Origin of the sequence: Duganella sp. Dugasp56 (assembly GCF_047304105.1) — a bacterium.
Taxonomy (GTDB): domain Bacteria; phylum Pseudomonadota; class Gammaproteobacteria; order Burkholderiales; family Burkholderiaceae_D; genus Rugamonas; species Rugamonas hordei.
The window spans coordinates 69,645-92,877 of sequence record NZ_JBGLYQ010000027.1 but is presented as its reverse complement, the minus strand read 5'-3'; the positions used below and the strand labels follow the sequence as shown (position 1 = coordinate 92,877).

The window sequence follows — 23,233 nt, the reverse complement described above, 5'->3', positions numbered from 1 at the left end:
CATTGAAATCACCCCAATCACCTAGGAGATCCCGATGACTATCACTATTACAGCCTTTGAACGCTCGCCCGACGGCGGCATGGGACTGGCACGCGATACGCGCGTACGCTGGGCGTTGGAAGAAGCCGGCCTGCCCTATGACGTGCGCCCGGTTTCATTCTCCGCGATGAAGCAGCCGGCGCATTTGGCCATTCATCCCTTCGGCCAGATTCCAACCTACGAGGACGGCGATCTTGTGCTGTTCGAGTCGGGCGCGATCATTTTTCACATCGCCTCGCGCTATCCGGGCTTGTTGCCGGACGATGCCAACGCCCGGGCCCGCGCGATCACGTGGATATTTGCCGCACTCAACACGGTGGAGCCGCCGATCCTTGAAATTGTTACCGCAAAATTTATGGAGGGCGACAAGCCTTGGAGCAAGGAACGCATGCCCCTGATTGCGGATCGCATCCGCAGCCGGCTGGAGCAACTCTCGGCGCGCCTGGGCGATGCCGAATGGCTGGACGGCGGGTTCAGCGCGGGCGACCTGATCATGGTGTCGGTGCTGCTCAGGCTGAGGCCATCGGGTATTCTGAATGAATTTGCAAGCTTTGCCGCCTATGTTGCCCGTGGCGAAGCGCGGCCTGCGTACAAACGGGCTTTCGCCGCCCAATTGGCGTTCAACACTAAATAAACGGAGGAAAAAGATGACACGAGTTCGCGTTGAAGGTTTTACCGTCTCGCTCGACGGATACGGAGCGGGTCCGAATCAGGGCATCGACAATCCGCTGGGCGTCGGCGGAACGGAATTGCACCAGTGGCTAATCCCGACACGCACGTTCCAGCAGGCCCTGTTTGGCAAGGACGGCGGTACGACCGGGGTTGACGATGATTTCGCCGCCCGCAGCTTTCAGAACGTCGGGGCCTGGATTCTTGGACGGAATATGTTCTCCCCCGATCGCGGGGACTGGCCGGACAAGAACTGGAAAGGCTGGTGGGGAGACAATCCGCCATATCACGTTCCGGTTTTCGTCCTGACCCACTACGCCCGTCCTTCCATCGAGATGGAGGGCGGCACGACGTTCCACTTCGTCACGGGAGGCATACACGAGGCGCTCGACCGGGCACGCGAGGCCGCTGCCGGAAAGGACGTACGGATCGGCGGCGGAGTGAACACCATCAAGCAGTATCTCCGTGAGCGCCTCATTGATGAATTGCACATCGCTATCTCGCCGGTCCTGCTCGGCCAGGGAGAGTCGCCGTTCCAGGGGATAGACCTGCGGACCCTGGGATATGAATGCGTGCGATCCGTCGCGTCGGAGAAGGCCACGCACGTCGTCCTGAGGCTTAAATAACAGCGGGCTCCAGCAGCGTCAAGGTTTGTTGCCCGCTGTCCAGCCTGGCGCGCAGGCCGACCGGGATGGTGAACTGGTTGCGGATGTGGCCGAAGGAATAGCCGGCGACGGCAGGACGCGTCAGTGGCAGCAGATGCTGGTCGACGGTTTCGTCCAGCGTCAGCGCGCTTTCGCCGTCGGTGGCTTCGCAGTTCTCGAAGATGCCCAGCATGACGGCCGCCGCATGGCGGAAGCCCTGGCTCAGCTGCAACTGCGTCATCATGCGGTCGACGCGGTACGGTTCCTCGTTGACTTCCTCCAGGTACAGGATGGCGTCGTGGAAATCGGCCGCGTACGGCGTGCCGGCCAGCGCGGCCACCAGCGACAGGTTGCCGCCGATGAGCCTGCCGGTGGCGATGCCCTCGTGCACGGTGCGGATCGCGTAGTTGGGCTGTTCCAGCGCCTTCTGCGCGTTGTCGGTCGACATGGCAATGGTGTAGCTGTCGTGCGGCGTCATCAGCACGTTTTGCAGCTGCGACACTGAATATTCCGAGAACGTGGACGACGCCACCGGGCCATGGAAGGTCACCAGCCCTGAGTGCCGCAGCAGCGCCAGGTGCAGCGCGGTGATGTCCGAATAGCCGATCAGGATCTTCGGATTCGCGCGTATCAGCTGGTAGTCGATATGCTCGAGCAGCGAGATGCAGCCTGAGCCGCCGCGTATCGCCCACACGGCCTTGATCTCGGGATCGAGGAACATGCCGTGCAAGTCTTCCAGCCGCTGCGCCACCGTGCCGCCGTAATTGCCGTAGACATAGTTGATGTTGTCGCCGAGCCGAACCCGCAGTCCCAGCGATTCGATATTGGCCACAGCTTTGGCCAACGCCCCGTCGCTGGTGTGTCCGCCCGGCGCGACGATGCCTACCAGGTCGCCCGGCTGCAGGCGTCGCGGCTTGATCAGGTGCATGGATTTCTTTCGATGGGCGGCCGCTGCCGCCGGCAGTCCGGTAGTCCCCAGCGCGGCGGCGGCCAGCAGATTGCCGAACTGCCGCCGGCTGAAGGACTCCGTCATTACAGGAACTTGTACTTGAGCAGGATACTCAGCGAACGTCCGCGTGGATCTGCCACCCGGGGATCCCAGCCTGCGCCAACCACTTCATCCACGTTGTGCGCGGTGAACGGCGGATCCGTATCGAGCAGATTTTGTATGCCGATCGTGATCGTAGTGTTTCTGATGCCCGAGTAGGTGGCCGACAGGTCGTACTTGGTGTAGGCCTTCACGTCCGGGTTGAAGCCCGGCGGCGGCGCTGCCTTGCCGCCGTCCGGCAACTGGTCCTTGTAGCCGGAGCTGTAGTTCTGGATCAGCATCGCGCTCCAGTCGCCGCGCGCCAGGCTGATGGTGGCGTTGTGCTTCCAGCGCAGGTACAGGTCGCGGGTGTAGAAGTTGCCGACGTATTCCTTGTACGGCTGGCCTTCGATCTCGGCGAACTTGAAGCTCTGGGTGTAGGTGCCGTCCAGGTTGAAGTTCCACTTGTAGTCGCTGACCTTGCCTTCGCCACGCAGGCTGAGGTCGGCGCCGCGCGTCTTGGCGCCGGCCGCGTTGATCCAGCCGGCGGTCACGTAGGCGATGGTACCGTCCGCGTTGCGGATGATGTTCCCCGACAGCGCGGCCGCGTTGGCCAGCACCACTTGCGGCGTGCGGTTCAGGATGCGGTTGATCGAGTTGATCGCCCAGTAATCCAGCGAGGCCGAATAGCCCTTGACCGGTTCGATCACCATGCCGACGCTGCCCTGCTTCGACGTTTCCGGCTTCAGGTTGGGATTGCCGCCGGTGGTGTAAGGCAGGCGGGGAATCGCGCAATAGGCCGGGTCGCCGGGGTGGGCCGGGCAGCCGATGGGATCAATGATGCCGTTCGGCAGTTCCTGCGACAGCTGGGCCGAATACAGCTGCGTGAAGCTCGGCGCCAGGAAGCCCTTGTTGGCCGAACCGCGGAACAGCAACGAACTGGTCGGCTGGTAGCGGAACGAAACCTTGGGATTGGTGGTGGCGCCGAACACGCTGTAGTGGTCGCGGCGTACCGCCAGTTGCATTTCCAGTTCCTTGGTGATCGGCACCAGCAGCTCGGTGTAGACGGCCTTGACGTCGCGGCTGGCGTCGGGCAGCGCGGCATTGCCCGGCGACAGCAGGATCTGCGTGGCGTCGACGTCCTGCGCGAAGTTGTAGCCCTCGCGGCGCAGGTCGAAGCCCACCGCCATCGACATGGCGCCGGCCGGCAGCTGCCACACCTCGCCGGACAGGTTGCCGTCCAGCGAAGTCAGCGTGGTCTTGCCGTGCTGGAAGGCGCCGCGGAACATGGTGGATTCGACCAGGTCCTTGGCCGCCTGCGTCTGGGTCTGGCCGTCGGTGGCCCACGGATTGATGATGCCGGTGGCCAGCGCCGCGTTGATCTTGCTGGTGTAGCCGTAGCCGTTGGTCAGCGCGGTCTTGGTGGTGCTTTCCGCATGCGACACGCCGGCGCGGTAGTCCCACTTGCCGAGCACGCCTTCCAAGCCGACCAGCACGCGCGCATTGTCGGTGACGTTTTCCTGGGTGCGGTTGCCCCACGGGTAGGCGCGCCACTTGTAGATGATGGGCTTGGTCTTGTCGAAGGTCGGGATGATGGCCGACAGGTCCTGGTAGTAGGCGCCGCCGACCGGGTAGGCATTGCCGGCCGCCAGCGAGGTCGAGATCTGCACCGGCGTCAGCTCGGCCGTGGCCTTGGTGTGGCCGAACAAGCCTTCGACGAACAGCTTGTGGTCCGGGCTGATCTGCAGCGTGGCGCGGGTGACCGCGTTCAGGCGCTCGACCGGGAAGCTGATGACGTAGTCGGCGCCGTAGTCGTAGGCGCAGGAATAGGTGCTGCGGGCTGGCGAGGTGACGTCCTTCCACAGCGCGGTCTGGTATTGCGACATGCCGGGAACGCTGTCGCACTTGCCCTGGAAGCTCAGCGGATTGGCTTGCAGGTAGGTGGTCGGATCGCCCGGACGCTTGAAACCGGTGCCCAGCGCGGTGCCGGCGCCGGTCAGCTGGTTGGCGTACGGCGTGCCGGTGGTGTCCGGCGACAGGCCGCGCGCCGGCTGGAAGCCGTTGGCGAACGAGCGGTCACGCGAGCTGAGTTTCTCGTTGTTGTCATAGGTCACGCTGCCCATGACGTTGTAGCCTTCCTTCTGCAGCGAGCCGAAGCCGCCCAGCAGCGACAGCCGGCGGGTGGCGCCGCCGCCCTGCTGGGTGAAGTTGTCGCTGAGCGAGGCTTCGAGGCCGGTGTAGTCGGTGCGCAGGATGAAGTTGATCACGCCGCCGATGGCGTCGGTGCCGTAGATGGCCGAGGCGCCGTCCTTGAGGATCTCGACGCGCTGGATCGCGCCCAGCGGGATCGCGTTCAGGTCGACCGCCTTGGCGCTGGCGCCGAAGCTGGCGATGCGGCGGCCGTTCAGCAGCACCAGCGTGCTGTTGGGGCCGAGACCGCGCAGCGACGCGTACGAGGCGCCGCCGCTGACGCGGTCGGCGTCGGCGCCGAACACGTTGTTACCCGAGGTCATGTTGTCGGCGCCGGTGCCGTTGGCGGACAGGCTGCGGATCAGTTGCTCGGTGCTGGTGATGCCGGATTTTTCGATGGTGTCGTAGCTGATCACCTGGACCGGCAAGGCGCCCTCCTTGGCCACCCGCTTGATGCTGCTGCCGGTAATTTCGACGCGCTGCATCGCGGCGCCGGTATCCTGCGCAAACACCGGTCCCGCTACCGGGGCCACCACACCTATCAACGCAATCATTTGCGCCAGTTTCTTAACCTTCACGGCCTCTCCCTTTGATTGAACTTTGCGAGCTATCGAGTGCGGCCGGTGGCAATGTCATAGCATTACGTTATCCCGCCGTCGCTCAGATTAGTCCCATGCTTCCTATGCCAGCTAATGAAAATAGCTACTGTGCGTATAACTTTTAGTAATGAAGCCGGGCTTTGCGCAGCAGCATGCCAGTGGGGAGCGATTTGCGAAATGGTATTTGTATCTTTTTTGCCACGTTGTTATTAATAAACATCAGCCGACGGGCCGCTGCGCGGTCAGCTAAGTAAGGCACGGGCGGCTTCGGCGATGCTGCGGGCCAGTTGGCCGGCGCCGTGCGACAGCGGCGCGTGGGCCGGCGTCAGCAGGTAGAGCTGGATGGGAATTTCCGGCGCCCATGGCCGGCTTTGCAGGCGTCCGCGGCCGGATGCGGCGGTGAACGGATCGACCACCGCCATGCCGCCGCCCGCCTCCACCAGCGAACGGGCGATCTGGTAAGTCTGCACCACGGTGTGGAAGCGCGGCTGGATGCCTTGCGCCTCGCAGGCCGCCACCACCATCTCGCCCAGCGGATCGTTGTCGGCGTAGCCGATCAGCTCGCCTTCCAGCTGCGGCGCGGTCAGCGGCGTGGCGCTTTCCTGGTCCGGCCAGCGGCCCAGCGGCGCGATCACCGTCATCACGCCCTGCGCGATCGGTTCGGCGACGATGCCGGGATGGCGCGGGTCCTGCAGCGACAGGCCGAGGTCGGCCTCGCCCAGGCGCAGCGTGTTGACGATTTCGCTGGTGTGGTGGGTGGCCAGTTCGCAGCGGGTGTCGGCGAAGGCGCGGCGCCAGTCGCTCATCGCCTGCGGCAGCACGCTGACGGCGATAGTCGGCGTCGACACCAGGCGGATGGTTTCCACCGTGCGGCCCTTGAGGCTGGCGGCCAGGCGGCGGATGCCCTGCAGGTCGCGGTTGAGCTTTTCGGTCTCGGCGAACAGGCGGTGCGCTTCCGGCTTCGGGTACAGCTTGCCGCGCACGCGCTCGAACAGCGGCATGCCCAGTTGCAGCTCGCAATGCTGCAGCACCTTGGTGACGGCCGGCTGCGAAATGTGCAACACCTGCGCCGCGCCGCTGATGGTGCCGACCTGCATGATCGCGTGGAAAACTTCGATATGACGTAACCGCATCGTCTTTCTTTCAATAGCGCAATGAATGGGCATTCTACACAAGCCACGGTAAGCGGCAACGCATACGGCGCCCCTCTCGCTCCGAAAATGCTACGCTAGCCAGTTCAATCCCGGCACAGGAGCGAGACATGACTATCACAGGAAGCTGTCACTGCGGAAAAACCACTTTTCAAATCGACGGCGGGATACCCGATGCCCTGACCCGCTGCACGTGTTCGTTCTGCGCCAAGCGAGGCGCGCTGCTGGCGTATTACACCCCGGCCCAGTTTCACGTGACGTCCGCGGCGCCCGACGACGCGACCTATCGCTGGAACACCAACCTGGTAGCGCATCATTTCTGCGCCAACTGCGGATGTGCGACCTACTCCGACAGTCCAGCCTTCGAGATGGACGGCAGCTGGGATCAGCATACCCGCCGAATCGGCGTCAACGCGCGTCTTTTCGACAATTTCGACGCGTGCGCCGCTCACGTCGAAGTCATTGATGGCAAAAATCTTTGGTAGAAGTGAATTGCTACTGTAGCAGGAGCGCCGCCCGGACGCTGCCATGAGTTTGCTCGAGCAAGGCTTGCGCGTCCGCCACGGAGCGCTTGCGCATCAGCGCGACGATGGCGACCTTGACGTGGAAGCCGCATTGTTCCAGCACCGCGCGGGCGCTGGCCTCGTCTGCGCCGGTCACGTGCATGGTCAGCGCGACGGCGCGGCGCACCAGCTTGGCGTTGGTGGCCTTCATGTCGACCATCAGGTTGCCGTAGACCTTGTTCAGCCGCACCATGATGGCGCTGGAGATGGTGTTGAGGACGATTTTCTGCGAGGTGCCGGCCTTCAGCCGAGTGCTGCCGGAGATGACTTCCGGCCCCGTATCGAGCGTGATGCCGAACTCGGCCCGCATGGCGACCGGCGCGCCGCCGTTGTTGGCGATGCCTATGGTCAGCGCGCCGCTGGCGCGCGCCACGTCCAGCGCGCCCAGCACGTAAGGCGTGGTGCCGGAGGCGGCCAGCAGCAGGACGACGTCGTTGGCTTGCGGCCGCAGCCCGGCCATGTCGAGTCCGCCCTGCTCCCGGTTGTCCTCGGCGCCTTCGACCGCCTGGAACATCGCGCCCTTGCCGCCAGCCAGCAGCGACAGCGCCCGTTCATGCGGCCAGGAAAACGTCGGATGCAGCTCGACGCCGTCCAGCACGCCCAACCGGCCCGAGGTGCCGGCGCCGACGTAAATCAGCCTGCCACCGGCGGCAATGCGTGGCACCGCCGCGTCCACCGCGGCGGCGATGACGGCGGCGGCGCCACGCACGGCGTCCAGCGCGTTGAACTGGTCGGCGATCAGCGTGCCAACCAGCTCGGCTACCGGATACTGGTCCAGGCCGGTATGTTCCTGACTCGGGAGTTCGGTCTTTAGCATGCAAGAAGTGTAAGCTTGAATGCCGATTGCGGGTTATGAAAGCTTGCCAGATGGTCATTCCGAAAAGTTATACAAGGAGAGCCGGTTTTCATTGGCCTGGGTCGGATTGGCACAGTATTCTTGCCCTATCGAATAACCAAGGGCCAACATGAAACGCGAAATGCAGGCCTTGATGGGCATGTTGTTGATGTCCGGCGTGACGGCGGTCAGCGCCGGCCCCGCCGCCACGCTGGACCAGGAGCTGGCCGCCGTGGCCGCCGATCCGGCAATGCCGCTGGCCAGCCTGTCGGTGCTGGCGGTGCGCAACGGCAAAGTGCAGTATCAATATCAAACCGGCCAGCGCCGCATCGGCGCCTCGGCCGCGCCGGTCAATGCGGACACCATGTTCCGCATCGCCTCCATCTCCAAGATGATGACCACCTTCGGCGTGATGAAACTGGTGGAACAGCATCTGCTGGACCTGGACGCCGACGCCGGCAGCTACCTCGGCTACGCGCTGCGCAATCCTCATTTCCCGGAGCAGCCGATCACCTTGCGCATGTTGCTGACGCATACCTCGTCGCTGCGCGATGACGGCGGCTATTCCTGGGGCGCCGACGTCGCCATCCGCGACAAGCTGACCGGCGCGGGCGGCGTCTGGGCCTCGGCCGCCAACGCGGCGCCCGGCGCGTATTTCACGTATACCAACCTGAACTGGGGCGTGATCGGCACCATCATGGAAAAAGTCAGCGGCGAGCGTTTCGACCGCTTGATGAAACGCCTGCTGCTGGAGCCGATGGGCATACGCGGCGGCTATAATCCGTCCGAATTCTCCGCAGCCGAACTGGCGGACGTGGCCACGCTGTACCGCAAGCGCACCGTCGATACCGAGGTGTGGGACAGCGCCGGCCCGTGGATCGCGCAAGTGGACGACTACGGCACGCGGCCGCCGGCGGCGCCCGCCGGCATCGCCCACTACATCATCGGCGGCAACGGCACGCTGTTCAGCCCCACCGGCGGCATGCGCATCTCGGCCAACGATCTCGGCAAGATCATGCTGATGCTGATCAACAAGGGACAGTATCAGGGCCGGCAGATACTCAAGCCCGAGACCGTGACGCTGATGTTCAGCCAGCAATGGCAGGACAACGGCAGCAACGGCGACACCTATCGCGGCCTGTACCACAGCTGGGGCCTGGGCAGCCAGCGCTTCGAAGACCTGCCCGCCTTCGGCAACCGGCTGGTCGAGGGCGGCGGCTTCAGCGCGGCCGGCCACCTGGGCGATGCGTACGGGCTGATCTCCACCTTCGTCGTCGACCTGAAGCGCGGCAACGGCATGGTGTCGCTGATCGGCGGCACCGGTGCCGATCCCGAGCGCAATCCCGGCCGCTACTCGGCCATGACGCGCAGCGAAGAGCGCATCCTGACGGCGCTGTACCGTCACGCCATCCTCGGCCAATAATGATGAGCCAGGTGATAGTCATCGGCGGTGGCGTGGTGGGGCTGACATCGGCCTGGTGGCTGGCCGAGGCCGGCTACAGCGTGAGCTTGCTGGAGCGCGAGGCCGAAGTCGGCAGCATGGCCAGCTACCGCAACGGCGGCCAGTTGAGCTACCGCTACGTGGCGCCGCTGGCCGATGCCGGCGTGCCGCTGAAGGCGCTGCAATGGCTGTTCCAGCCCGACGGCCCGCTGCGCTTCAAGCCGGAGGCCGACCTGCGCCAATGGCGCTGGCTGGCGCAATTCCTGCGCAACTGCAATGCCGACAGCAACCGCCGCACCACCGCCACCTTGCTGCAATTGGGCGAGCTGAGCCGCAATGCGATGACCGAGCTGTCGCTGCAGTTGCCGCTGTCCGAGTTTTCCTGGCGCGACGCCGGCAAGCTGGTGGTCTACCGCAGCAAGCGCTTGTTCGATCGCGCCGCCGCCAACGCGGCCGCCTACGCCCGCGTGCTGGACCCGGCCGGCACGGCGGCGTACGAGCCGGCGCTGGCGGCGCTGCAAGGCGACCTGGCCGGCGGCATCTTCAATCCGGGCGAGGCGGTGGCCGACTGTCACGCGTTTTGCGTGGCGCTGCGCCAGCGTCTGGCAGATCACCGCAACTTCAGCGGCGTGCTGCGCTGCGACGTGCAGGCGCTGCTGACCGAGCGCGGCCGGATATCCGGGCTGCAGACCTCGATCGGCCGGCTGGGCGCCGACCATTTCGTGCTGGCGGCCGGCATCGACAGCCGCGACCTGGCGGCCGGCGCCGGCCTCTACCTGCCGATCTATCCGCTCAAGGGCTACAGCCTGAGCGCGCCGATACGCCCGCAGGACCTTGCGCCGGAAATCAGCGTCACAGATTTCGAGCGCAAGGTACTGTACGCGCGCATCGGCGATCAATTGCGCATCGCAGCGATGGTGGACCTGGTCGGCGCCGACCGCCGCATCGACCGCCGCCGCGTCGAGGGCCTGGTGCGGCTGGCCAGGGAAGCCATGCCGGGCGCGGCCGACTATGCCGGCGCCCAGGCCTGGGCGGGGCTGCGTCCGGCCACGCCGAACAGCGCGCCCATCATCGGCGCCACCCGCTACGACAATCTGTGGCTCAACGTCGGCCACGGTCCGCTCGGCTTCACGTTTGCCTGCGGCACCGCCAGCATCCTGGCCGGCATGCTGCGCGGCCAACAGGATCCATTCCCGCTCGACGGCCTGCGTTTGCCGCCCTGATCAGTTGCCAGACAGTCACTTTGCATTACAATTTGGCATTCGAACTTGGGAATGTCATGAAACACTCACTGCTGCATACGCAAACGCACCATACGGCCCGCGCCCTGTCGATGCGCCGATTGTTGCGCGACGGCGCGCCGCATGAGCGCAAACTGGTGTTCGGCTTGTGGCTGCTGTCGCTGGCGGCCAGCATCGCGCTGGGCCTGGCGACCGTGATCTTGCATTGGTCGGGACTGCCGGTCCGGCTGGGCGGGATCGAGCTGTACGTCACCGTCTATCCGCCGCTGGTGATATGCATGCTGTGGACGCTCACCTGCGGCTGGTGGTGGGGCGCGGTTCCCGGCTACCTGGCGACGCTGATGCTGGCCCTCTACAGCGGCATGCCGCCGGGCTGGGCGTTGCTGTTCAGCGCCGCCAATCCGCTGGGCTTCGCCGTCGTCGCGCTGGGCTACCGGGCCATCCCGATCAGCCGCCATCTGCACAACCCGGGCTCGGTGCTGTTTTATTTGCAGCTGGCGTTTGTCGGCGCGATCTTCAGTTCCAGCGGCGCGCTGGTGTGGTGCTACACCAACCGCATCGGCAGCAACGCGCTGCTGCCGATCTGGCAGGGCTGGTGGCTGGGCGCCTTCCTGCAAAGCGTGGTCATCGTGGCGCCGTTGCTGGCGGTGCTGTGGCCGCATATCGAGCGATGGCAGTCGGCGCGGCGATACTTGCTGGTCAAGCCGGGCGCCGATCCGCGCCGCTCGGTGTTGCGGCTGCTGGGCTGCGTGTCCGGCGGCGTGCTGCTGTACGGCTATGCCACGCTGCAACTGGCCGACCGCCTGCTGCTGGCGCAGTCGGGCGGCATCTCGCCGGGGCTGGCGGCGGTGATGGCGGTGGCCAGGGATACCACCTGGGCGTTCTACTGGGTGATGGCGTTGATCGTCGCCTTCATCGCGTTTTTCGGCTACCAGATGTTCGTGCACTGGCAGAGCCTGACCAACCAGCTGCTGGACGAGCTGCGCGTGGCCAACCAGCGGCTGTACACGCTGGCCGGCACCGACAGCCTGACCGGCCTGCACAACCGCCGCGTGGCGGACGAGCGCATCGCCGCAGAATGGCAGCGCGCGCGCCGCCTGGGCCATGGCGCGGCGCTGTTGATGATAGACATCGATCATTTCAAGCGCATCAACGACGGCCACGGCCATCCGGTCGGCGACGAGGCGATCCGCATGCTGGCGGCGGAAATCCGCGCCATGACGCGCGACATCGACAGCGCCTGCCGCTACGGCGGCGAGGAATTCCTGATCATCCTGCCGCAGGTCGACGCCGAAGGCGCCCATGCGTTTGCCGAACGCCTGCGCCAGCGCGTGGCCGAGCTGCCGGTGGCCTGCGCAGGCGGCACGCTGCACATCACCATCAGTCTCGGCATCGCCCTGTTCGATGCGGCCGAGCAGAGCCATCAGCGGTGGATCGAACGCAGCGACCATGCGCTGTACGAGGCCAAGCGCGACGGCCGCAACCGCGTGGTGCTGCGGTCCGCCTGACTTGGTTCCCCAGGAACTAATCCCTGTCCTACACCGACACCACACGCGCACCTATACCTGTACTGTCGCGGTCCTAGCATGATGAGCATTGTCGCCGCGTCGTTGACGCAGGGACTTTACCAACCATCTGGAGACCAAAATGAGCTACCTAGACCGCGACACATATGGCATCTACAGTAACGACAGCGACACCGACAGCGGCCCCGGCCCACGCCTGATGGGCGCCGACACGCTGATCGGCGAGGACGTCTACAACCGCCAGGACGAAGACCTGGGCGACATCAAGGAAATCATGCTCGACATGCGCCAGGGCCAGGTGGCCTATGCCGTGCTGTCCTTCGGCGGCTGGCTGGGCATGGGCGACAAGCTGTTCGCCGTGCCTTGGCAGGCACTGCAGCTCGACACCGTCAACAAGCGCTTCCTGCTGGACGTGACCAAGGAGCACCTGAAAAACGCGCCGGGCTTCGACAAGGACAACTGGCCCGACATGGCCAGCGCGGAATTCAGCACCCAGATGCACAATTTCTATGGCACCCAGCAGAACATGCCGGGCGCCCGCACCGCCAGCGGCAGCGTGATGGGCAGCAGCAGCGGCAGCCTGCAGAGCGATCCGGGCTACAGCGGCGGCACCACCGCTCCTGGCAGCCGCAGCGGCGACCTGTAATCTGGCCCACAGGGCGCACACATTGGCTCGTCAAGGCATGCGATAGCACGCATGCCTGGCGGGCTTCTCTGGTCTAATCGCTGCATCGACAGCCACTAGACCGCCCCATGCGCAAAACCCTTCCAACCCTTTCTCTGGTACTGGCGCTGAGCGCCATCCTCCTCCCCGCCTTTGCCTTTGAACCGTTGCCGCCGGAAACCATGGACGACACCCGCGTGTTCAAGGTGGAAGTGCTGCAAGTCACCGACATCGAACCCTACCAGGAAGCCTACAACGGTTTCATCTCGTCGCTGCAGGCGAGCGGGCTGGTGGCCGGCAAGAACCTGAGCGTCAACCGCGTGGCGATCGACTTCGACGTGGAAAAAGGCGGTTTCTGGAGCAAGCTCGGCGTGCTGCTGCGCATCCGCCAGGAGGCCGGCCGCATCGTCAACGCCAAGCCGGACATGGTGCTGACCATCGGCACGCCGGCCACCAAGTACGCGCGCGGCATGCTGGCCGAGGCCCACATCCCGCTGGTGTTCACGGCCGTGGCCAATCCCGAGGACGCCGGCTGCGTGTCGCTGGTCGACGGCGGCGAAGGCACCACCGGCTCCACCCTGTACACCGACATGTCCGACTCGCTGAAGCTGGTCAGGGACGTGTTCCCCAATGTGCACCGGATCGGCATGGTCCATACCGACGATGAAAACGGCGTCGCCAACGTGGCGGCCGCCACCGGCAGCGGCAAGCCGCTGGGACTGGAGGTCAGCGCGCGGCTGGTCAACAAGACCGACCACATCGCGCCCACGCTCAAGGAACTGTACAACGGCGGGCACGGCGTCGACATGTTCGCCGTGCCGCTGGACACCTACTACGGCCTGCATCGCTACGAGGCGGCGATGGACCTGGGCGATTTCGGCATGGAAAACCAGGTGCCGGTGGTGACGCTGGCGATGGTGCGCGTGCCGGGCGCGGCGCTGTACATCGGCGCCGACTTCACGCAGGTCGGCCGCCTGGCCGGCAACCAGGCCGCCAAGATCCTGCAGCGCCACACCAAGCCGGACGTGCTGCCCATCCTGCGCCAGCAAAACCCGACGGTGCTGGTCGATCCGGCGCGCATGGCGGCGCTGCACATCACCCTCCCCTCCGCGCTGGCGGACCGCAAGACCGAGGCCAGCAACGGCTTCTGGCAGATCGACTTGGCAAAATGACTTAATTGCACCAAAACCGGGCATTTGCTCTGGCACGCTTCTTGATAGAAGGTAAACGTACTCACCAGGGAATGTTCGATATGGCAAAATTCTTTAACGAAATGACCGCTGATGGCCTGGCGCACCATGCCAGTTCCGAGGTCCGTGAACACTACCGCGAGTTCTGCGGCTGGCTGCAGCGCCAGTCCGCCGAAACCATCGAGCGCAAGCGCGCCGAGGCCGACCTGACCTTCCGCCGGGTCGGCATTACCTTCGCCGTCTACGGCGACGATGCCGGCACCGAACGGCTGATTCCATTCGACACCATTCCGCGCATCATCCCGGCGGCCGAATGGACGCAGCTGCAGACCGGGCTGGTCCAGCGCGTCAAGGCGCTGAACATGTTCATACACGATATCTATCACGACCAGAACATCATCAAGGCCGGCATCATCCCCGCCGAGCAGATCTACAAGAACGCGCAGTACCGGCCGGAGATGCAGGGCATCAACGTGGTGTCCGACATCTACGCCCACATCGCCGGGGTCGACATCGTGCGTGCCGGCCAGGGCGAGTTCTACGTGCTGGAAGACAACCTGCGGGTGCCGTCCGGCGTGTCCTACATGCTGGAAGACCGCAAGATGATGATGCGGCTGTTCCCGGAGCTATTCGCCCGCAACAAGATCGCGCCGGTCGACCACTATCCCGACTTGCTGCTCGATAACCTGCGCTCGGTCGCGCCCATGGGCGTCAACGACCCGACGGTGGTCGTGATGACGCCGGGCATGTACAACTCGGCCTATTTCGAGCACGCCTTCCTGGCCCAGCAGATGGGCGTGGAGCTGGTCGAGGGCAAGGATTTGTTCGTCAGCGACAATACCGTGTTCATGCGCACCACGCGCGGACCGAAGCGGGTGGACGTGATCTACCGCCGGCTCGACGACGATTTCCTCGATCCGCTGGCCTTCCGCCCGGATTCGTCGCTGGGCGTGCCGGGCCTGCTGTCGGTCTACCGCGCCGGCCGCGTGACCTTGGCCAACGCCATCGGCACCGGCGTGGCCGACGACAAGTCGATCTACCCGTTCGTGCCCGACATGATCAAGTTCTACCTGTCGGAGGAACCGGTGCTGAACAACGTGCCGACCTACCAGTGCAGGAAGCAGGAGGATTTGCAGTACACGCTGGCCAACCTGCCGGAGCTGGTGGTCAAGGAAGTGCACGGCGCCGGCGGCTACGGCATGCTGGTCGGTCCGGCCTCGACCAAGCAGCAGATCGAGGATTTCCGCCAGCGCCTGCTGGCCCGGCCGGACGGCTACATCGCCCAGCCGACGCTGGCCCTGTCGGCCTGCCCGACCTATGTGGAAAACGGCATCGCGCCGCGTCACATCGATCTGCGTCCGTTTGTGCTGTCCGGCAAGACCATTTCGATGGTGCCCGGCGGCCTGACCCGCGTCGCCCTGCAGGAGGGCTCGCTGGTGGTGAACTCGTCGCAAGGCGGCGGCACCAAGGATACCTGGATACTGGAACGCTAAGGAGACAACAATGTTAAGCCGCACCGCAGATCACCTGTTCTGGATGGCCCGCTACACCGAGCGCGCCGAAAACACCGCGCGCATGCTGGATGTGAACGTGCAGACCTCGATGCTGCCGCAGTCCGACGCGGAAAACGCCCGCGGCTGGCGCGCCATGCTCGGCATTTCCGAGCTGCAATCGGCGTTCGACCTCAAGTACGATACGCTGGAGGCGCGCGCCGTCATCGATTTCATGGTGCGCGATCCGGACAACCCTTCGTCCATCGTGGCCTGCCTGACCGAGGCGCGCGAAAACGCCCGCGCCGTGCGCGGCACGCTGACCACCGAAGTGTGGGAAATCCAGAACCAGACCTGGCTGGACATGCAAAAACGCCTGGACAGCGACTTGCTGGAAAACGATCCGAGCAAGTTTTTCGAGTGGGTCAAGTTCCGTTCGCACCTGTCGCGCGGCGTGACGGTCGGCACCATGCTGCGCGACGAGGCCGTGCATTTCATCCGCCTGGGCACCTTCCTCGAGCGGGCCGACAACACGGCGCGCATCCTGGACGTCAAATTCCACGGCGGCGGCGCCGAAAGCGGCACCATGAGCCAGCGCGACTTTTATTACTGGGGCGCGCTGCTGCGCTCCGTTTCCGGCTTCGAGATCTACCGCAAGGTGTATCGCGACGTGATCACCCCGGCCCGCATCGCCGAGCTGCTGATGTTGCGCGGAGACATGCCGCGCTCGCTGCTGGCCTGCATGGACGAGGTGGTGCAAAACCTGCGCGAGGTGCGCAACGACGTGTCGGCCGATACCGAGCGCTTCGCCGGCAAGCTGCACGCCGACCTGCGATTCGCCAAGCTCGACGACATCCTGGCCAACGGCCTGCACGACACGCTGACGCGCTTCCTGGCGGACATCTATCAGTTGGGCAACCGCGTCAGCCGCGATTTCCTGGTGCCGCTGGCGGCATGACCGAGACTATTCCATGCAACTCAATATACGACACGAGACACGCTACACCTACACCACCCCGCTGGCGTACACCATCCAGCAGCTGCACCTGACGCCGCGTGCGGAGGCGCAGCAACACGTTTTATCGTGGAATATCGCCATGCCCGGCCACGTGCACGCGTACACGGACGCCTACGGCAACCTGTCGCACATGATGACGATGAACGTGCCGCACCAGGGCCTGGCCATCGTCGCCTCCGGCGTGGTGGAGACCACCAGCCCGGTCAACGGCAGGATTCCCAACGGCGACACGGTGTCGCCGCTGATCTTCACCGTCTCCACCCGGCTGACCGAGCAGACCCCGGGCATCCTGGAACTGGCGGCCTCTTGCCTGCCGGACGGCAAGGCCCAGACCAAGGATCTGATGTGCCTGGCTGAGCACATCTTTGGTGCGGTCCGGTATCAAAGCGGTGCGACCGCCGTCACCACCAGCGCCAGCGACGCGCTGGAACTGGGCCAGGGCGTGTGCCAGGACCATGCGCACCTGTTCCTGGCCTGCTGTCATGCGCACGGCATTCCGGCCCGCTACGTGTCCGGCTACATCGATCCGGAAACCAGCGACCATGCGGCCAGCCACGCCTGGGTCGACGCCTGGGCCGAGGACAAGGATTACAGCGGCTGGGTCAGCATCGACGTCACCCATGCGCGGCTGATGACGGACGCGTATTGCCGCCTGGCCATCGGCCGCGATTACGATGCGGCGGCGCCGGTGCGCGGCGTGCGGCGCGGCGGCGGCGTGGAGTCGATGAGCGTGGACGTACAGATCGTGCCCCAGTGAGGGTGTACAATAATCGTTCCAGAAATCAATAATTTGCTACGAAGATGACATATTGTGTAGGCATGCGCCTGAATGCAGGGCTGGTGTTCCTGTCCGATTCGCGCACCAACGCGGGCGTGGACCAGGTCGGTACTTTCCGCAAGATGAGCGTGTTTGAAATACCCGGCGAGCGGATGATGGTGATGATGACCGCCGGTAACCTGTCGATTTCCCAGTCGATACGCCAGCTGGTGTCCGAGCAGGTCGGCGCCGACGGGCGCAGCATCTGGAACGCGCCGACCATGCACGAGGCGGCCCGCATCCTCGGCGACGCCGTGCGCCAGGTGCACGAGCGCGACGCCAAGTCGCTGGCCGAGTTCGGCATCGAGTTCAACGTCAGCATCATCTTCGGCGGCCAGATCAAGGGCGAGCGCTGCCGCCTGTTCCAGATCTACTCGGCCGGCAACTTCATCGAGTCGCACGACGAAAACACGTATTTCCAGATCGGCGAGGCCAAGTACGGCAAGCCCATCATCGACCGCGTGGTGACGCCGGCCACCAGCCTGGACGACGCCGCCAAGTGCGCGCTGATCTCGATGGATTCGACCCTGCGCTCGAATGTTTCGGTCGGCCTGCCGCTGGACCTGCTGGTCTACGACAGCGGCGCGCTGGCGGTGACCCATTTCGTCACCATCGACGAGCGCAACCAGTATTTCCAGATGATACGCAGCACCTGGGGCGATCAGCTGAAAAGCGTGTTCGAGGGGCTGGACAACCCGGTCTGGAACGCCGCGCCCGAGGCCACCAGCAATGTGTTGCATTCGACGCGCAGCGGCGGCAAGCCGGTGCGGGTGGCGCCACCGGCCAATGTGGCCGCCCCGGCAATGTCCACCGCGCCGCTGCAGACGCTGGCGCAACAGTTTCATGACGGGCAACAATAAAACGGCAGGCGGCCTCCTGCCCGGAAAGGGTATGATGGCAGCAACATTCAACTTTCACTGCTTTGGAGCGCCGCATGTCTGACGCCTCACCGCCGAAGGGCGAGGAAACGATTTTTTCGGTCGATACCTTACTGAAATACATGGGCAACGACGACAAGGCGCTGGCCATCGTGTCGAAAATCGTCCGCGACGCCTGCGCGCCGGGCCTGGCGCCCATCCAGCAGGCCGGCGCCGCGCTGCGCGAAGAGCGCCTGCCGGAGGCCGGCAAGCTCCTGCACAGCCTGCGCGGCTCGATCGGCACGCTGGGCGCCAAGCGCCTGGTGGCGTCGTCGCTGAAGGTGGAACAGGCGATCGCCGAGCGTCAGCTCGACCAGATCCCCGCCCTGTTCGCCGCGCTCGAGGCGGAGTACATGCTGGTCTTGCGATCGGCCAACGAATGGCTGCAGCGCAACGCCCCGCAAGACGGAAAAACGGCCCAGGCTTGAACCCGGGCCGTTGCGCCTACAGCTGGCTCATGCCGCCATCAACGATCAGCTCGGTGCCGACGATAAACGCGGCTTCCGGGCTCGACAGATAAACCACCGCACTTGCCACCTCATCCGGCGTGCCGAAGCGTTTCAGCGGGATCATGGCCTGGATGCCGGCCGCCACTTCGTTCAATTGTTCCGCCTCCATGCCCAGCTTGCCGTACAGCGGCGTGGCGACCGGGCCGGGGCTGACCACGTTGACACGGGCGCCACGGCCTATCAGCTCGGCCGACAGCGTCTTGGCCAGTGAAATCAGGGCCGCCTTGCTGGCGGCGTAGACGCTGGAATTTTCCATGCCGATGTGGGCATTGATCGAACCGTTCAGGATCACGGCGGCGCCCGGGTTCAGCAGCGGCGTGACGGCCTGGATGGTGAAATAGGCGCCCTTGACGTTGGTATTGAAGATGTGGTCCCAGAAAGCGTCGTCAACATTGCCCAGCGGCGAGAACTTGGCCACACCTGCATTGATGAACACGGCATCCAGCGTCAGGCCCAGCGCGCTTAGCCGGGCGCCCAGCGCGGCGGCGGATTGGCTGTCGGCGGCATCGCTGACGATGGCGATGGCGCCGCCGCCCAGTTGTTCGCGCGCCTCATCCAGCTTGGCCTGGTCGCGGCCGGTGATGACCACGCGGGCGCCTTCCCTGGCGAATTGTTGGGCGGTGGCCAGGCCAATACCGCTGTTACCACCGGTCACCAGTACAGTTTTGTTTGCGAAGCGATTCATGATGGACTCCTGAAGTAGGGTTAAGTTGCAGCGCCGGGTTGGCTGCCATGGACTCCACTATATGATTCAGTCGTACTATCAACAATCGGCAAAACAAGCATGTTCCATTCATTAATTATGAATGGATGAGCCTGCTGCATTGCAACCTGCAGACTGCGCCAAGGGTGCTAACGAATGGTTACAATTGTTACCCTGATTAACGCGCTGCCTACAAGAGTAGGAAATTGTTCGTGTTAATATCGCCATCATTCTGCAGCATGGTCCTGGATAGCAAGGCGGAAGCGAGGCTACATCAAGCGTGCGTCGTGATTTTGGACAATTTTGTAGAATGGAAATAACGATTTACTACGTTTCGCGTATTGCGTATTAGACAATTTGCCCGTGTGCAAGTATAATGCTGCAATGCGTCGCTGGATTTTTGTCGTTACGAGCTTGAAGTGCTGCGAAAGATGGCCACAAGCGTCTCCTTGGAGTGAATTGTAGGAAGACTTTCCTTACCGTAGTGGCACTGATTTAACCAAGGGTAACTAACATATGGAATTATTCAACAAGTCTGGCGTGCTGGTATCGTCTGTCCTGGTGCTGGTCGGAGCGTTGATCGCCTGCCAGGCACAGGAAGACGCGATCCCCTCGCCGACGGTGATCGAGGCCGCGGCAATGCAGCTGGGGCCGCAAGGCCAGGCAGCCGCCGAGCGCCGCTTGCAGGAATGGGCCGACCAGGGTTCGCCGGTCGCCCAGCGCGAACTGGCGCTGCGCTACTTATCCAATCCCGCCAAGCGCAGCGAAGCGCGCCAGCTGTTCGAACGCGCCGCCAGCGCCGGCGATGCGCAGGCCGCTGTCGGCCTGGTCGGCATGTACCACGGTGGCGCCACCGGCATGGACACCACCGCCGGCAGTATCAGCACCAGCCGCTTGATCAAGGAAGCCGCCAACGTGAATTACATCGCGCCGCATTAAGCTCAGCAAGCTCCAGCATAGAGCCGTAATACCTCCGGGTGTTGCGGCTTTTTTATTGCCCGCCTGCTTTATAATTTACAAATACTGAATGGGAGGCCGGAATGGACAGGTTGCGTGCACTGGAAGTGTTCGTTGAAGTGGTACGCAGGGATGGCTTCGCCCGCGCGGCGGAGGCGCTGGACACCTCGCCGGCCAACGTTACCCGCTACATCAGCGACCTGGAGGCGCACCTGCAAACACGGCTGCTGAACCGCAGCTCACGCAAGATGTCGCTGACGTCCAGCGGCGAGGCGCTGTTCGAGCGCGCCAAGTCCATCCTCGACGACGTGGCCGAGGCCGAGGCCATCGTTTCCTCGGCCACCATGCAGCCGCACGGCCTGCTGCGCATCAACGCCCCGCTCAGCTTCGGCGTGCTGCACCTGGCGCCGCTGTGGGCCAAATTCATGCGGCAATATCCCGACATGCAGCTCGACGTCGCGCTGATCGACCGCGTGGTCGACATCGTCGAGGAAGGTTACGACATGGCGATCCGCATTTCGCGCGCCGGCTCGACCTCCCATGTGGCGCGCAAGCTGGCCACGTCGCACAACATCCTGTGCGCGGCGCCGGAGTACGTCCAGCGCTGCGGCATGCCGATGCAGCCGGCCGACCTGCTGCAGCACACCTGCATCGGCTACAGCTATTCGGCCACGGCCGACGAATGGCAGATCCTCGATGCGAACGGCCAGCCGCAATCGGTCAAGGTGCAGTGCGTAATGCACAGCAATAACGGCGACACCGCGCGCGCGGCCGCGATCGGCGGGCTGGGCGTGATCTGGCAGCCGAGCTTCCTGGTCGGCGCCGACCTGCGCGCCGGCCGCCTGGTGCGCGTGCTGCCCGACTACCACATGCCCGATATCGACGTGCTGGCGGTCTATCCCAGCCGCCGCCACCTGAGCGCCAAGGTGCGGGTGATGATCGATTTCCTCGTGGAAGAATTTTCCGGCATTCCGCCGTGGGACCGAGTCGACTGATTTCCCTACTTATAAATCCGTTTTTTCAATTGACGCAGATCAGACGACCTGCCATCTGTAACGCAGATACTCAAAAGTGCTGACCGCACTGGAGGAACTGTGAAGATGGATGATGGCGAGCAATACCGGGAGCAGTACAGGGAGCAACTGCTGGCCTATACACGACAGCACCGGGCGGGTCACTGGAGCGGCAGCTTTGCCCAGTTCATGGAGCAATTGCTGCCGGCGGCGCCCTGCCAGTTCGCGCGCAGTTCGCACCAATACCTGTGGGACATGTTGTGCTGGAGCGGCCAGCAAGGCGAGGACGGCAAGCTGCGCTTCAGCCTGTTCGCCGACGAGCTGTTCGGCATCGACGACGCGCTGGCGCGGGTGGCCGACTATTTCAAGGCGGCGGCGGCCGGCTCGGAGGTCGGGCGGCGCCTGCTGTTGCTGCTGGGGCCGCCGTCCGGCGGCAAGTCGACGCTGGTGATACGGCTCAAGCGGGGGCTGGAGGAATACAGTTACACCGACGCCGGCGCCTTGTACGGCATCGCCGGCTGTCCGGTGCACGAGTCGCCGCTGCACCTGGTGCCGCACACGATGCGCCCGGGCTTTCGCGAAGGCTACGGCGTCGACCTGTCGGGCGAGCTGTGTCCGCATTGCCGCGTGCGGCTGGAGCAGGAATACGGCGGCGACTTCCTGCGCATGCCGGTCGAGCGCATCTTCATTTCCGAGGCCGGCCGCAGCGGCATCGGCACCTACGCGCCGCACGATCCGAACACGGCCGACATCGCCGACCTGGTCGGTTCGGTCGACCTGTCCAAGGTGGCCGAGTACGGCGACGAGGGCGATCCGCGCGCCTGGTCGTGGTCGGGCGCGGTGTACGCGGCCAGCCGCGGCATGCTGGAGATGATCGAAATCCTCAAGGTCAAGCGCGAGTTCCTCTATCTACTGCTGACCTTGACGCAGGAGAAGAACGTCAAGGTCGCGCGCTTCCCGCTGATCTATCTGGACGAGACCATCCTGGCCCACACCAACCTGGCCGAGTTCCGCAAGTTTTTGCAGGAAAGCGAGAACGAGGGCCTGCTGGACCGGATGGTGATCGTGCAGGTGCCCTACACGCTGAATTACCGCGAGGAGGCGCGCATCTATCACAAGCTGATCCTGGCGGCGGCGCCGGCCTTCCGCAGCGTGCACCTGGACCCGCATGTGCTGCATTCGGCCGCCGTGTTCGCGGTGCTCAGCCGGCTGCACGAGGGCGAGGACCGCGACGGCGAGCTGGCCAGGCGGGTGCGCATCCATGCCGGCGAGGATGTGGACGGCGTGCACCAGGCGGAGGCGCAGCGCGTGCGCAGCAAGGAAAAAGCGCCCGACGAGGGCCTGTCCGGCGTCTCGCCCCGCTTCGTCATCAACGCGCTGTCGAACGCCATCATCCAGTCGCCGCGCAGCAGCCTGACCACGATGGACCTGCTGCTGGCCTTGAAGGACGGCATAGAAAGCGACGCCCGCATCGAGCCGGCGCGCAAGCGCAAGTGGGTCGACTATCTGGTGTTGACGCGCAAGGATTTCTACAACCGCTGGGTCAAAGAGGACGTGCACAAGGCCTTGTTCGTGTCGTTCGAACAGGAAGTCGAGGAGTTGCTGGGCAAGTACCTGGACGAGGTCGAGGCCATGCTGGACAACCGCCAGGTCAAGGACCCGATCACCAGCGAGGAGCGGCGGCCGGACGAGCGCTTCCTGCGCGCGGTGGAGGAGAAAATCCAGATTTCCGATTCCGGCAAGCAGTCGTTCCGGCAGGAGGTGGTGCGCAAGGCGATGAGCGCGTACAAGCGCGGCCAGCGTTTCGGCCTGGGCAGCCATGCGCAGCTGCGCGACGCCCTGCAGCAATACCTGTTCGAGCAGCGGCGCGATGTGCTGCGGCTGGTCAGCTCGGCCAAGCGGCCCGACGACGACGTGCGGGCCAAGATCTCGGCGGTGGAGCGGCGCCTGGTCGACGAATACGGTTACGACAGCCATTGCGCGCGCGAGGCGCTGAACTACGTCACCACGCTGCTGGCGCAGGAATGAGG

The 23,233-nt window shown here is 64.5% G+C and carries 21 protein-coding genes; 16 read left to right on the top strand and 5 right to left on the bottom strand.

Translation table 11 applies throughout. The features are described from left to right. The first annotated feature begins 34 nt into the window (after window positions 1-34). Window positions 35-673 carry a glutathione S-transferase family protein gene (locus ACCD07_RS19565; RefSeq protein ID WP_413448299.1) on the top strand — a complete coding sequence of 213 codons (639 nt, stop codon included), beginning with the start codon at window positions 35-37 and terminating at the stop codon, window positions 671-673. A gap of 13 nt (window positions 674-686) precedes the next feature. Next, window positions 687-1,334, top strand: coding sequence for a dihydrofolate reductase family protein (locus ACCD07_RS19560; protein WP_413448298.1), 648 nt, complete (start codon window positions 687-689; stop codon window positions 1,332-1,334). On the opposite strand, the gene ACCD07_RS19555 is transcribed toward ACCD07_RS19560, so the two are convergent. The 3 genes from ACCD07_RS19555 to ACCD07_RS19545 form a co-directional block, all read right to left on the bottom strand. Further along, window positions 1,327-2,385, bottom strand: a complete 1,059-nt coding sequence (locus tag ACCD07_RS19555) for a S66 peptidase family protein (RefSeq protein WP_413448297.1) — start codon at window positions 2,383-2,385, stop codon at window positions 1,327-1,329. The genes ACCD07_RS19560 and ACCD07_RS19555 overlap by 8 nt on opposite strands. After that, window positions 2,385-5,147, bottom strand: coding sequence for a TonB-dependent receptor (locus ACCD07_RS19550; RefSeq protein WP_413448296.1), 2,763 nt, complete (start codon window positions 5,145-5,147; stop codon window positions 2,385-2,387). Before ACCD07_RS19550 ends, ACCD07_RS19555 begins: the two co-directional genes overlap by 1 nt. Window positions 5,148-5,410: 263 nt before the next feature. Next, on the bottom strand, window positions 5,411-6,301 hold the full coding sequence (locus tag ACCD07_RS19545; protein ID WP_413448295.1) for a LysR family transcriptional regulator: 891 nt from the start codon (window positions 6,299-6,301) through the stop codon (window positions 5,411-5,413). 128 nt (window positions 6,302-6,429) lie between these two features. On the opposite strand from ACCD07_RS19545, the gene ACCD07_RS19540 reads away from it, so the two are divergent. Next, window positions 6,430-6,804 (top strand): GFA family protein, encoded by a 375-nt coding sequence (locus ACCD07_RS19540; protein ID WP_413448294.1) that lies wholly within the window; start codon window positions 6,430-6,432, stop codon window positions 6,802-6,804. 10 nt (window positions 6,805-6,814) lie between these two features. Here ACCD07_RS19540 and ACCD07_RS19535 read toward each other — a convergent pair whose 3' ends face one another. Then, the gene (locus ACCD07_RS19535) at window positions 6,815-7,699 is read right to left on the bottom strand and encodes an N-acetylmuramic acid 6-phosphate etherase (protein ID WP_413448293.1); all 885 of its coding nucleotides are present in this window, start codon (window positions 7,697-7,699) and stop codon (window positions 6,815-6,817) included. Window positions 7,700-7,847: 148 nt separating this feature from the next. Here ACCD07_RS19535 and ACCD07_RS19530 point away from each other — a divergent pair, with 148 nt between their 5' ends. From ACCD07_RS19530 to ACCD07_RS19485, 10 genes are all read left to right on the top strand, one after another. After that, entirely contained in the window at window positions 7,848-9,140 is a 1,293-nt protein-coding gene (locus ACCD07_RS19530) for a serine hydrolase domain-containing protein (protein WP_413448292.1), read from the top strand. A 2-nt stretch (window positions 9,141-9,142) separates the two neighbouring features. Next, window positions 9,143-10,381, top strand: coding sequence for a D-amino acid dehydrogenase (locus tag ACCD07_RS19525; RefSeq protein WP_413448291.1), 1,239 nt, complete (start codon window positions 9,143-9,145; stop codon window positions 10,379-10,381). A gap of 56 nt (window positions 10,382-10,437) precedes the next feature. Then, window positions 10,438-11,907 carry a diguanylate cyclase gene (locus ACCD07_RS19520; RefSeq protein ID WP_353398851.1) on the top strand — a complete coding sequence of 490 codons (1,470 nt, stop codon included), beginning with the start codon at window positions 10,438-10,440 and terminating at the stop codon, window positions 11,905-11,907. 139 nt (window positions 11,908-12,046) lie between these two features. Then, window positions 12,047-12,571, top strand: coding sequence for a PRC-barrel domain-containing protein (locus ACCD07_RS19515; RefSeq protein WP_413448290.1), 525 nt, complete (start codon window positions 12,047-12,049; stop codon window positions 12,569-12,571). A 107-nt stretch (window positions 12,572-12,678) separates the two neighbouring features. Then, window positions 12,679-13,761, top strand: a complete 1,083-nt coding sequence (locus ACCD07_RS19510) for an ABC transporter substrate-binding protein (RefSeq protein ID WP_413448289.1) — start codon at window positions 12,679-12,681, stop codon at window positions 13,759-13,761. 80 nt (window positions 13,762-13,841) lie between these two features. After that, a complete protein-coding gene (locus ACCD07_RS19505) occupies window positions 13,842-15,272 on the top strand; it encodes a circularly permuted type 2 ATP-grasp protein (protein WP_176650870.1) in 1,431 nt (476 codons plus the stop codon). 10 nt (window positions 15,273-15,282) lie between these two features. Next, on the top strand, window positions 15,283-16,227 hold the full coding sequence (locus tag ACCD07_RS19500) for an alpha-E domain-containing protein (RefSeq protein WP_176650869.1): 945 nt from the start codon (window positions 15,283-15,285) through the stop codon (window positions 16,225-16,227). 13 nt (window positions 16,228-16,240) lie between these two features. After that, entirely contained in the window at window positions 16,241-17,044 is an 804-nt protein-coding gene (locus ACCD07_RS19495) for a transglutaminase-like domain-containing protein (protein WP_176650868.1), read from the top strand. A 44-nt stretch (window positions 17,045-17,088) separates the two neighbouring features. After that, on the top strand, window positions 17,089-17,964 hold the full coding sequence (locus ACCD07_RS19490; protein ID WP_176650867.1) for a proteasome-type protease: 876 nt from the start codon (window positions 17,089-17,091) through the stop codon (window positions 17,962-17,964). Window positions 17,965-18,038: 74 nt separating this feature from the next. Further along, on the top strand, window positions 18,039-18,449 hold the full coding sequence (locus ACCD07_RS19485) for an Hpt domain-containing protein (RefSeq protein ID WP_176650866.1): 411 nt from the start codon (window positions 18,039-18,041) through the stop codon (window positions 18,447-18,449). A 16-nt stretch (window positions 18,450-18,465) separates the two neighbouring features. Here ACCD07_RS19485 and ACCD07_RS19480 read toward each other — a convergent pair whose 3' ends face one another. After that, a complete protein-coding gene (locus tag ACCD07_RS19480; protein WP_176650865.1) occupies window positions 18,466-19,215 on the bottom strand; it encodes an SDR family oxidoreductase in 750 nt (249 codons plus the stop codon). A 534-nt stretch (window positions 19,216-19,749) separates the two neighbouring features. Between ACCD07_RS19480 and ACCD07_RS19475 the strand changes: the two genes are divergently transcribed. The 3 genes from ACCD07_RS19475 (at window position 19,750) to ACCD07_RS19465 (ending at window position 23,231) form a co-directional block, all read left to right on the top strand. Continuing rightward, window positions 19,750-20,172 carry a hypothetical protein gene (locus tag ACCD07_RS19475; protein ID WP_176650864.1) on the top strand — a complete coding sequence of 141 codons (423 nt, stop codon included), beginning with the start codon at window positions 19,750-19,752 and terminating at the stop codon, window positions 20,170-20,172. Window positions 20,173-20,273: 101 nt separating this feature from the next. Then, entirely contained in the window at window positions 20,274-21,185 is a 912-nt protein-coding gene (locus tag ACCD07_RS19470; RefSeq protein ID WP_353398840.1) for a LysR family transcriptional regulator, read from the top strand. Window positions 21,186-21,290: 105 nt separating this feature from the next. Then, window positions 21,291-23,231: a serine protein kinase gene (locus tag ACCD07_RS19465; protein WP_176651261.1), complete on the top strand. Its 1,941-nt coding sequence runs from the start codon at window positions 21,291-21,293 to the stop codon at window positions 23,229-23,231. Window positions 23,232-23,233 lie beyond the last annotated feature (2 nt).

What these genes read in the sequence shown, in the direction of transcription:
- ACCD07_RS19565 (WP_413448299.1), top strand. Translation starts at nt 35, where the DNA reads ATGACTATCACTATTACAGCCTTTGAACGCTCGCCCGACGGCGGCATG.
- ACCD07_RS19560 (WP_413448298.1), top strand. Translation starts at nt 687, where the DNA reads ATGACACGAGTTCGCGTTGAAGGTTTTACCGTCTCGCTCGACGGATAC.
- ACCD07_RS19555 (WP_413448297.1), bottom strand. Translation starts at nt 2,385, where the DNA reads ATGACGGAGTCCTTCAGCCGGCGGCAGTTCGGCAATCTGCTGGCCGCC.
- ACCD07_RS19545 (WP_413448295.1), bottom strand. Translation starts at nt 6,301, where the DNA reads ATGCGGTTACGTCATATCGAAGTTTTCCACGCGATCATGCAGGTCGGC.
- ACCD07_RS19540 (WP_413448294.1), top strand. Translation starts at nt 6,430, where the DNA reads ATGACTATCACAGGAAGCTGTCACTGCGGAAAAACCACTTTTCAAATC.
- ACCD07_RS19535 (WP_413448293.1), bottom strand. Translation starts at nt 7,699, where the DNA reads ATGCTAAAGACCGAACTCCCGAGTCAGGAACATACCGGCCTGGACCAG.
- ACCD07_RS19530 (WP_413448292.1), top strand. Translation starts at nt 7,848, where the DNA reads ATGAAACGCGAAATGCAGGCCTTGATGGGCATGTTGTTGATGTCCGGC.
- ACCD07_RS19525 (WP_413448291.1), top strand. Translation starts at nt 9,143, where the DNA reads ATGAGCCAGGTGATAGTCATCGGCGGTGGCGTGGTGGGGCTGACATCG.
- ACCD07_RS19520 (WP_353398851.1), top strand. Translation starts at nt 10,438, where the DNA reads ATGAAACACTCACTGCTGCATACGCAAACGCACCATACGGCCCGCGCC.
- ACCD07_RS19515 (WP_413448290.1), top strand. Translation starts at nt 12,047, where the DNA reads ATGAGCTACCTAGACCGCGACACATATGGCATCTACAGTAACGACAGC.
- ACCD07_RS19510 (WP_413448289.1), top strand. Translation starts at nt 12,679, where the DNA reads ATGCGCAAAACCCTTCCAACCCTTTCTCTGGTACTGGCGCTGAGCGCC.
- ACCD07_RS19505 (WP_176650870.1), top strand. Translation starts at nt 13,842, where the DNA reads ATGGCAAAATTCTTTAACGAAATGACCGCTGATGGCCTGGCGCACCAT.
- ACCD07_RS19500 (WP_176650869.1), top strand. Translation starts at nt 15,283, where the DNA reads ATGTTAAGCCGCACCGCAGATCACCTGTTCTGGATGGCCCGCTACACC.
- ACCD07_RS19495 (WP_176650868.1), top strand. Translation starts at nt 16,241, where the DNA reads ATGCAACTCAATATACGACACGAGACACGCTACACCTACACCACCCCG.
- ACCD07_RS19490 (WP_176650867.1), top strand. Translation starts at nt 17,089, where the DNA reads ATGACATATTGTGTAGGCATGCGCCTGAATGCAGGGCTGGTGTTCCTG.
- ACCD07_RS19485 (WP_176650866.1), top strand. Translation starts at nt 18,039, where the DNA reads ATGTCTGACGCCTCACCGCCGAAGGGCGAGGAAACGATTTTTTCGGTC.
- ACCD07_RS19480 (WP_176650865.1), bottom strand. Translation starts at nt 19,215, where the DNA reads ATGAATCGCTTCGCAAACAAAACTGTACTGGTGACCGGTGGTAACAGC.
- ACCD07_RS19475 (WP_176650864.1), top strand. Translation starts at nt 19,750, where the DNA reads ATGGAATTATTCAACAAGTCTGGCGTGCTGGTATCGTCTGTCCTGGTG.
- ACCD07_RS19470 (WP_353398840.1), top strand. Translation starts at nt 20,274, where the DNA reads ATGGACAGGTTGCGTGCACTGGAAGTGTTCGTTGAAGTGGTACGCAGG.
- ACCD07_RS19465 (WP_176651261.1), top strand. Translation starts at nt 21,291, where the DNA reads ATGGATGATGGCGAGCAATACCGGGAGCAGTACAGGGAGCAACTGCTG.